The sequence below is a fragment of the Kineosporia sp. A_224 genome (assembly GCF_002198655.1).
In the GTDB taxonomy this organism is placed as follows: Bacteria; Actinomycetota; Actinomycetes; order Actinomycetales; family Kineosporiaceae; genus R-H-3.
Genome location: NZ_MWLN01000222.1, coordinates 24898 through 33718, shown reverse-complemented (window position 1 = coordinate 33718; position 8821 = coordinate 24898). Strand labels below are relative to the sequence as shown.

Annotated in this window: 6 protein-coding genes; 5 read left to right on the top strand and 1 reads right to left on the bottom strand. The window is 77.1% G+C overall.

What is annotated here, in order from left to right; all coding sequences use genetic code 11:
* Positions 1-1146: inorganic phosphate transporter (locus EDJALFJO_RS29500; RefSeq protein ID WP_088289903.1), on the bottom strand; the 1146-nt coding region annotated here is incomplete at its 3' end.
* A 310-nt stretch (positions 1147-1456) separates the two neighbouring features.
* Between EDJALFJO_RS29500 and EDJALFJO_RS29495 the strand changes: the two genes are divergently transcribed.
* From EDJALFJO_RS29495 to EDJALFJO_RS29475, 5 genes are all read left to right on the top strand, one after another.
* Positions 1457-2209 carry a (2Fe-2S)-binding protein gene (locus EDJALFJO_RS29495; protein WP_158220613.1) on the top strand — a complete coding sequence of 251 codons (753 nt, stop codon included), beginning with the start codon at positions 1457-1459 and terminating at the stop codon, positions 2207-2209.
* A 110-nt stretch (positions 2210-2319) separates the two neighbouring features.
* On the top strand, positions 2320-5040 hold the full coding sequence (locus tag EDJALFJO_RS29490) for an AMP-binding protein (protein WP_088289901.1): 2721 nt from the start codon (positions 2320-2322) through the stop codon (positions 5038-5040).
* A complete protein-coding gene (locus EDJALFJO_RS29485) occupies positions 5037-6065 on the top strand; it encodes an iron ABC transporter substrate-binding protein (protein WP_088289900.1) in 1029 nt (342 codons plus the stop codon). Before EDJALFJO_RS29490 ends, EDJALFJO_RS29485 begins: the two co-directional genes overlap by 4 nt.
* Positions 6066-6157: 92 nt before the next feature.
* Positions 6158-7693: an iron ABC transporter permease gene (locus EDJALFJO_RS29480; RefSeq protein WP_198950760.1), complete on the top strand. Its 1536-nt coding sequence runs from the start codon at positions 6158-6160 to the stop codon at positions 7691-7693.
* Complete coding sequence (locus tag EDJALFJO_RS29475; RefSeq protein WP_088289898.1) at positions 7690-8820, top strand: ABC transporter ATP-binding protein; 1131 nt, start codon at positions 7690-7692, stop codon at positions 8818-8820. The genes EDJALFJO_RS29480 and EDJALFJO_RS29475 overlap by 4 nt, the downstream gene beginning before the upstream one ends.
* The last annotated feature ends 1 nt before the right edge of the window (position 8821 follow it).

The following is an 8821-nucleotide window of genomic DNA, read 5'->3' as shown; positions in this document are numbered from 1 at the left end:
GGTGAGGGGGCGGTCGAGGATGGCGTCGGGGGTCGTGGCGAGCTCGGTCTCGAGCTCGCGGGCGCCCTCGGCGTGCCACATCGCCCAGACGATCCAGGCGCCGAGCGCGAGGAGCAGGGTGCCGACGGACAGCACGTCCCACGGCGCGGCGAGCTGGGTCAGCCGGTAGACCAGCCAGCCGACCGCCGCGGTCGAGGGCAGGGTGACGACCCAGGCGACCGCCATCCCGCCGAGCACCCGCAGGTCGACCCGGCGGCGGCTGCCGAGCCCGGCGCCGGCGATCGAGGAGCCTGCCGCGTGCGTCGTCGAGATCGGGATGCCGAGCTGGGTGGCGCCGAAGATCGCCGTCGTCGCACCGATGTTCGCGGCGGCGCCCGTGCTCGCGGAGAGCGTCGTGATCCGCAGCCCCATCGTCTCGATGATCCGCCAGCCGCCCCACACCGTGCCGAGGGCGATGGCGCCGTACGCGGCGAGCGCGACCCACGTCGGCACCGGGACGGTGCCGTCGGCGCCGACCGTGAGGTAGCCGCTGCCGGCGAGCAGGGCGGCGATGACCCCCATCGTCTTCTGGGCGTCGTTCGCGCCGTGGCCGAAGGAGACCGCCGCGGCCGAGACGAGCTGGAGACCCTTGAAGGGGCCCGCGTCGTCGGCCCAGCCGGTGAGCCGCTGCAGGCCCGCGACGAGCACCGTCGCGAGCGCCGCGACGGCGAGGGCGACGGCCGGCGAGGCGACGATCGCGGCCGCGGTGCGCCCGACCGTCGTCCAGTTCACCGCACCCGTGCCGCCGGCCGCGATCCCGGCGCCGACGAGGCCGCCGATGACGGCGTGGCTCGAGGACGACGGCAGCCCGACGAACCACGTCGCGTAGTTCCAGCCGATGGCCGCGACGAGGGCGGCGAAGACGACGGCGACCCCCTCGGTGCCCGGGTGGACGACCTTGGCGACGGTGTCGGCGACGGCGGTGCCCACGAAGAAGAACGCCGCGAAGTTCGCCGCCGCGGAGAACCCGACGGCCCACGACGCCGGCATGACCTTCGTCGCGACGACGGTCGCCACCGAGTTCGCCGCGTCGTGGAAGCCGTTCGAGAAGTCGAAGAGCAGCGCGATCGCGATGACACCGACCACGGCGAGCAGGAGCAGGTCCACCCGGATCCTCCGATCGGGCCGCCGGGTCGCGGGCCCGGCGGACCCTGGGACGAACGGCGGTGAGGTGCGCCCCGGCGGCGTCGTACACCGCTGTTATCGCGCACGGACGGGGACGTCCCCCGGGACGGGAGTCGTTGTCGGCCGACTGTTCACGGGCTGTTCACCGGTTTGCGATCCCGGCACGTGAGGGCGCTCACGTGGCCGTGACGACGCTCACCGCAGCACCGGGACCGAGGTCCCCGGCGGGCGGGCCGCCCCCGGCTGCGGCATCCTCGACAGGTCGTCGCACCGTCACCCGGAAGGACCGCCCGTGCCGTCCGCCCCGCTGCACGACACGCTCGCGGCCGTCCCGCCGCGGCCGGGGATCGCCGTCCTCGCCGGGCTCCCCGCGGGCGGCACGGCGAGCCCCGCACCGGGCGGGCCGGGCTGGACGACGTGCGCCGACCTGCACGACGGCGACGCCCTCGACGCCCTCGCCCGCCGGGTCCGCACCGGCGTCCGGGCGCTGGTCCCGGCCGCGGACCGGGACCGGGTGCCGCCGGCCGTCGCGCCGTCGTACCTGTTCGGCTGGTACGTGTGGGCCGTCGCGTGCGCCGCGACCGTGCCCTGGGTCGCGGCCCGCCGGGTGCCCCGGCTGGACCCGGCGTCCGTGGCCCTGCACCTCACGGGCACCGGCTGGCCGGACGCCGTCGCCCTGCTCGCACCCGGCTTCGCCTGCCTCCCCGACGACCCGGCCGCCGGGCACCCGGACGCCCGCCCGGCACCGGACGGGCGCGCCCTGCGGGCGACCCTGCTCACGGAGGTCGGCGCCCACGTCGAGGCCTTCACCGCGGCCTGGGGACGACGCGGCGGGCGCGGGCCGCACAGCCTGCGCGCACTCGCGACCGACGCCCTGGTCGCCGCCGTCCTCACCGCCGCCCCGGGCACCCAGGGCCTCGTCGAGGCCGAGGCACTGCTGCCCGGCGGGCCGGTGCCGCCGCGGCTGCGCGTCTCGTGCTGCCTCGCCTACGCGGTGCCCGGCGCGGCGACGTGCGCCACCTGCCCGCGGCTCGCCCGGGCTTGACGCCGACGAGTTAGGTAAGGCTAACCTCTTCCCTTGAGAGTTAGGTAAGGCTTACCTGCGTGTTCGGGCGACGGTCCGGCGGTAGGCCTCCCGGGGAGAGGAGCGTCGTCGTGCCGGTCGCCTTCGCAGAGCGCCTCGACCGCTTCGGCGACCGCCCGGCCCTCGTCGTCCCGGCCCCCGACGGCGGTGCCGACCCGGCCGCGTCGGTGACCGTGTCCTACACCGACCTCGCGCGCCTCGCCGGGGCCGCCCGGCGTGCCCTCGGCGGGACCCGCCGCCTCGTCCTCCTCGAGCCGGTGCCGACGCTCGACTGCGTCGTCACCTACCTCGGTGCGCTCGCCGGCGGACACGTCGTCCTGCTCTGCCCGGACGGTGCGACCGCGGCCCGGGAGCGGCTCGTCGAGCAGTACGACCCGGACGTCGTCGCCCGCCGCGCCGCGCAGGGCGCGGGCCCGGTCTGGACCGTCGAGGAGCGCCGTCCGGGGACCGCCCACACGCTGCACCCCGACCTCGCCCTGCTGCTCGGGACGTCCGGCTCGGCCGGCTCCCCGAAGCTCGTGCGGCTCGGCGCGGACGGCGTCGCCGCGAACGCCGGGTCCGTCGCGGACTCGCTGGGGATCACCGCCGACGACCGGGCGGTCACGACGCTGCCGCTCGCCTACTGCTACGGCCTGTCCGTGCTGCACAGCCACCTGGCCCGCGGCGCGAGCCTCGTCCTCTCCGAGCGGTCCGTCCTCGACGAGCCGTTCTGGCGGACCGTCGCCGAGCACCGGGTCACGAACCTCGCGGGCGTGCCCTACACGTTCGACCTCCTCGAGCGCGCCGGGTTCGCCGACCGGCACTGCCCGGCGCTGCGACTGGTCACCCAGGCCGGCGGGCGGATGGCGCCGGACCGGGTCCGGGAGGTCGCGGCCCTCGGCCGCCGCCACGGCTGGGACCTCGTCGTCATGTACGGGCAGACCGAGGCGACCGCCCGGATGGCCTGCATGCCCGCGGGTCTGGCGGCCCGGTACCCGCAGGCCGTCGGCCGGGCCGTGCCCGGCGGCACGCTCCGGGTGCTCGCCCGGGGCACGGGCCAGGGCCCGGACGACGCCCCGGAGGCCGCGCCCGGCGAGGTCGGCGAGATCGTCTACGAGGGCCCCAACGTCATGCTCGGCTACGCGCACGGGCCGGCCGACCTCGCGCTCGGCCGGACGACGACCCGGCTGCGGACCGGCGACCTGGGCCGGGTCGGCCCGGACGGGCTGCTCCAGGTCACGGGCAGGACCAGCGGCTTCGTCAAGGTGCTCGGCGTGCGGATCGACCTCGCCCGGGTCGACGAGAACCTCGCCGACCTCGGGCTCACCGCCCTGGCCGACGGCGCCGACGACCGGCTCGACGTCGCCGTCGAGGGCTGCGCGCACCCGGCGATGGTCCGCAGCCTGCTCGCCTCCGAGCTCGCGCTGCCGCCGTCCGCGGTCCGCGTCGTCGGCGTGGACGCGCTGCCGCGCACGCCGAACGGGAAGCCCGACCGGGCGGCGGTCGGGCGCCTCGTCGAGGCCGCCGCCGCCCCGGCCGGGTGCTGCGCGGCGGACGACGCGGCCCGGGCGTGCACGGCCGCCTGCGGATCGCGGGCGCGCACCGCCGCCGCCACCGCCGACGCCGGCGACGGCGACGGCGACGGCGACGTCGTCACCGCCCCGGACCGCACGGCCCGCCTGGTCGCCCTCTACGCCGAGATGCTCGACCGCCCGGACGCCGGCCCGGCGTCGACGTTCACCGGGCTCGGCGGCGACTCGCTGTCGTACGTGGCGCTCTCGGTGCGTCTCGAGGACGAGCTCGGCACCCCGCCGGACGGCTGGGCCACGACGGCCGTCGCGGACCTGGCCCGCAGCGCCGCCCCGCGGCGCAGCGCGTGGGCACGGGTGGAGACCGCCGTCCTGCTGAGGTGCCTCGCGATCGTCGCCGTCGTCGGCACGCACGCGAACCTCTTCACGCTGCGCGGCGGGGCGCACCTGCTCCTCGCCGTCGCCGGCTACAACGCCGCGCGGTTCACCTTCACGGCGACCGGCGCCGGCGAGCACCTCCGCCGGGTCGGCCGGACGCTCTCCCGGGTCGTCGTCCCGACGGTCGTCTGGGTCGGCGGGCTCGCCGTCGTCGGCGTGTACCCGTGGACGACCGCGCTGCTCGTCAACGGCCCGCTCGGGCCGGACGACTGGGGCCGTGCCTGGCACTACTGGTTCGTCGAGGCCCTGGTGTGGATCCTCGTCGCGACGGCCGCGCTGCTCGCCGTCCCGGCGGTCCGCAGGGCGCGCGCGGGGCACCCGTTCGCCGTCGCGGTCGGCCTCGTCGGCGTCGGCCTGCTGCCGCGGTTCGACGTCGTCCGCGTGGACACCGGCCCCGAGCGCGGCACGCCGCAGTACGTGTTCTGGCTCTTCGCGCTCGGCTGGGCGACCGCCGAGGCCCGGACGGTGCGGCAGCGGCTCATCGTCTCCGGCGCCGCGGCCGTCGCCGTCCCGGGCTTCTTCGACAACCCCGCCCGTGACGCCGTCGTCCTCGTCGGAGTCCTCGCCCTGCTCTGGGTCCCGGCGGTGCGACTGCCGAGGGTGGTCACCCCGCTCGTCGGGATCCTCGCGAGCAGCTCTCTCTACATCTACCTCACCCAGTGGCAGGTCTTCCCGGCGCTGCGCGACGTCCCCGCCCTCGCCCTGGCCGCGTCCCTGCTCGTGGGGGTCGCCGCCTGGACGCTCGCCGAACGGCTGCGGCGGGTGCTGCCCTCGCCGCGGCCGGTGGATCCGCACCCCCTGACCGTTCCCGCCCGTACCCCCGACCCCGCAAGGAGAACCTCGTGAAGCGCCGGACCCTCGCCCTCGCCGCGACCGCCCTGGCGGCCGCCCTGGTCACCACCGCGTGCGGCGGTGACGCCGACGCCGAAGCGGCGCTCGACCCCGACAAGCTCACGGTCTACAGCTCGCAGCACGAGAACCTCACGAAGGCCTGGGCCGACGCGTTCACCGCGGAGACCGGCGTCGAGGTGCAGATCCGCTCCGGCAAGGACGCGTCGATGGGCAGCCAGATCGTCGCCGAGGGCGACCGCTCCCCCGCCGACGTCTTCCTCACGGAGAACAGCCCGGCGATGACGATCGTCCAGGACGCCGGCCTGTTCGCCCCGCTCGACGCCGCGACCCTCGCCCAGGTGCCGCAGTCGCTGCGGCCCTCGAACGGGCAGTGGACCGGCGCCGCGGCCCGCGCGACCGTCCTCGTCTACAACCCCTCGAAGCTGCCGGAGAGCCAGCTGCCGAAGAGCCTCATGGACCTCGCCGACCCCGCCTGGCAGGGCCGCTGGGGCGCCGCCGCGACCGGTGCCGACTTCCAGGCGATCGTCAGCGCCGTCCTCGCGACCCAGGGCGAGGCGAAGACGTCGCAGTGGCTCGCCGGCCTGAAGACGAACGCGAAGGTCTACGCGAACAACATCGCGACGATGAAGGCGGTCAACGCGGGCGAGGTCCCGGCCGGCGTGATCTACCACTACTACTGGTACCGCGACCAGGCGAAGACCAAGGAGGGCAGCGCGAGCACGAAGCTGCACTACTTCGGCGACCAGGACCCCGGCGCGTTCGTCAGCGTCTCCGGCGCGGGCGTGCTCAAGGCCTCGAAGCACGCGGCCGACGCGCAGCGGTTCGTCGCGTTCGTCACCGGCCCGAAGGGCCAGGACGTCCTCGCGAAGAGCGACGCCATGGAGTACCCGGTCGGCACCGGCGTCGCCGCGGACCCGGCGCTCCCGCCGCTCGCCGACCTCGACCCGCCGGCGATCGACCCGGCGACGCTCAACGGGCCCAAGGTCGTCGAGCTCATGACCGGCGCAGACGTGCTGTGACAGCTCCCGCCACGTCGACCGACCGTCCGGCGGCGGGGCACGCCCCTGCCTCGCCGCCGGACCACGACGGCCGCCGGTCGCGCGCTCGGGGCGTGGCCGGCGGCCGGCCGTCGTGGGTCGCCGTCGCCGCGACCGCCGTCGCGGCGGTCACCCTGCTGCCCGTCCTCGTCGTGGTCGGGGCGGCGCTCACCGCCGACCCCGGCGCGACGGCCCGGTTCCTGCTGCGGCCGCGGGTCGCCGAGCTCCTCGGCAACACCGTCGCCCTCGTCGTCCTCTCCGGGGCGGCGTGCCTCGTGCTCGGCACCGGGGCCGGCTGGCTCGTCGAGCGGACGGCGCTGCCGCTGCGGGGCCTGTGGCGGGTGCTCCTCGTCGCCCCGCTCGCCGTGCCCGCGTTCGTCAACAGCTACGCCTGGGTGTCCCTGCGGCCCGGCACCGACGGCCTCGCGGGCGCCGTCCTCGTGACGACGCTGTCGTACTTCCCGTTCGTGTTCCTGCCGGTCGCCGCGGCGCTGCGCGGGCTCGACCCGGCGCTCGAGGAGTCCGCGCGCAGCCTCGGGCTGCGCCGCGGCGCGGTCTTCGTCCGTGTCGTCCTGCCGCAGCTGCGGACCGCGACGCTCGGCGGGCTGCTCCTCGTGACGCTGCACCTGCTCGCCGAGTTCGGGGCCCTCGAGCTCATCCGCTTCCCGACGTTCACCGTCGCGATCCTCGAGCAGTACGACACCTCGTTCACCGGGGCATCGGCGGAGGTGCTCGCCGTCGTCCTCGTCACGCTGTGCCTGGGCCTGCTGGCGCTCGAGCAGGCGGCCCGCGGCCGGGCCCGGTACGCGCGCCTCGGGGCGGGCACCCGGCGCCGGGCCGAGGCCGTGCCGCTCGGGCGGTGGACGGCGCCCGCGCTCGCCGCCGTCGCGGGGCTCGTCGGCCTCGCGCTCGCCGTCCCGCTGGGCAGCCTCGTGCGCTGGCTCGGCGCGGACGACGACGCCTTCTCCGAGACCGCGTCGGACGCCGCCGCGCTCGTCCCGGCCGCGCTCACCACCGTCGGGCTCGCCGTGACCGCGGCGGCGGTGACCGTGCTCGCCGCCTTCCCCGTCGCCTGGCTCGTCACCCGGCGCCGCGGCCGGGCGGCCGCCCTCGTCGAGCGCGCCACGTACGTCGCGAGCTCCCTGCCGGGCGTCGTCGTCGCCCTGGCGCTCGTGACGCTCACCGTCCGCAACGTCCCGGCGCTCTACCAGTCGAGCGCGCTGCTCGTCACCGCGTACGTCGTCCTGTTCCTCCCCCGCGCCGTCGTCTCGCTGCGCGCCGCGCTCGCCCAGGCCCCGCCCGAGCTCGCCGAGGCCGCCCGGGCGCTCGGCGTCGGCCCCTGGGGCGCGCTGCTGCGGGTCGTCGTGCCGCTGGCCCTGCCCGGGGCGCTCGCCGGGTTCGCGCTCGTCCTCGTCGCGACGTCGACCGAGCTCACCGCGACGCTGCTCCTCGCCCCGACCGGCACCCGGACGCTCGCGACCGGGTTCTGGTCGGCGAGCGCCTCGCTCGACTACGCCGCGGCGGCGCCGTACGCCGCGCTCATGGTGGCGCTGTCCGCGCCGCTCATCTGGCTGCTCCTGCGCCGCCCCGACGAGGAGGTCCGCCGATGACCGCCGCACCGACCGCCGCCCTGACCGTGCACGGCCTCGTCGCGGGGTTCGGCGGCGACCCGGTGCTGCGCGGCGTGGACCTCGAGGTCGACGCCGGGACGACCACGGCCGTCCTCGGGCCGTCCGGCTGCGGCAAGACGACGCTGCTGCGCGCCGTCGCCGGGTTCGTCCGGCCGGACGCCGGGAGCGTGACGATCCACGGCGAACGGGTCGCCGCCGCCGGCGCGGCGGACCGGCCGGACCGGGCGCCGGTCTGGGTGCCGCCGGAGCGGCGGCCGGTTGGCTACGTGGCGCAGGAGGGCGCGCTCTTCCCGCACCTGTCCGTCGCGGACAACGTGTCCTTCGGGCTCGGCCGGGCGCAGCGCCGGGACCGGACGGCGACCCGCGCCCGGGTGGAGGCGCTCCTGGAGCTCGTCAGCCTGGACCGCGACGTCGCCGGCGTCCGGCCGTCCGAGCTGTCCGGCGGCCAGCAGCAGCGGGTCGCGCTCGCCCGTGCCCTGGCCCGGAGGCCGCGCCTGGTGCTCCTCGACGAGCCGTTCTCCGCGCTCGACGCGGGGCTGCGCTCCTCGACCCGGGCCGCGGTCAAGGAGGCGCTCGCCGCGACCGGCGTGACCGTCGTCCTCGTGACGCACGACCAGGGCGAGGCGCTGTCGTTCGCCGACCGGGTCGCGCTCGTCCGCGAGGGGCGCGTCGTCCAGGTCGACGCCCCCGCCGCGGCCTACGCGCACCCGGTGGACCGGCCCGCGGCCGAGTTCCTCGGCGACGCGGTCGTCCTGCCCGGCACGGTCACCGGCGGCGTCGCCCGCTGCGTGCTCGGGGCGGTCCCGGCGGCGGCGCCGGCGCCGGAGGGGGCGGTCGAGGTCGTCCTGCGGCCCGAGCAGCTCACGCTGTCGTCGGTGGGCCGGCGGGGCCGGCCGCCGACCGTCGACGCCGCCCGGCTCGGTGTCGTCGAACGGCTCGAGTACTTCGGGCACGACGCGCTCGTCGACGTCCGGCTCGTCACCGGGGAGCGCGTCCGGGCCCGGGTGGCCGGGGCGGACCTGCCCTCCGACGGGGACGTCGTCCAGGTCGAGGTGCACGGGCCCGCCCGGACCTACCCGCGTGCGGAGCCCCTGCCGATATCGTGAG